The following is a 573-nucleotide window of genomic DNA, read 5'->3' as shown; positions in this document are numbered from 1 at the left end:
ATTGCCTTCGGCATCGATGACCAGCACCGCCTCCGCCATGCTGTGAAACGTGCTCTGGAGTACGTTGACCGACAAGCGCAGCTCGTCATGCGCGGTGACCAGATGCTCGGTGCGCTCGGCCACTGCGGCCTCGAGCTGCTGCTTGGCGGCCGTAGTCTCCAATAGCGTGCTCTTGAGTGCGCCCTCGGTGCGCCGGCTCTCACGCATCATCATCACGACCAGCAGCAGGATCACCAGCGCGCCGGCGACGTCGATGCCGAGCAGCACGATGCCGGTGCGGCGCGAATCCTGGGAGCGCGCCGCGAGCAGTCGTTCTTCCTCTGCGCTCAAATGATCGAAATTGCCCATCACCGTGTCCATGAGGCCACGGCCCTCGCCCTTGCCCTGGACCGCGGCAATCCCGGCCTGATCGTTTCCGGCGCGCAGGCGCATCACTTCGGCGGCGATCTCAATCCGGCGCAGCGCCAGCGGCTCGGTGCCCTCGAGCAGCGCGACATGTTCGGGAGTGTCGCGCACGCTGCGCTTGAGATCGGCGAGTGCCGGTGCGATCCGGGCGTGCACCGCCTGGAATTC

The 573-nt window shown here is 66.5% G+C and carries 1 protein-coding gene; it reads right to left on the bottom strand.

Going from position 1 to position 573, the window contains the following annotated elements; translation table 11 throughout:
* The coding region (locus FXB41_RS40345; protein ID WP_219685717.1) for a CHASE3 domain-containing protein at positions 1 to 573 on the bottom strand (573 nt) is incomplete at both ends.

This window comes from Bradyrhizobium canariense, from assembly GCF_019402665.1.
Taxonomy (GTDB): Bacteria; Pseudomonadota; Alphaproteobacteria; order Rhizobiales; family Xanthobacteraceae; genus Bradyrhizobium; species Bradyrhizobium canariense.
Note: the sequence above shows the minus strand (reverse complement) of the source record. Positions and strands in the feature narration are given on the sequence as shown.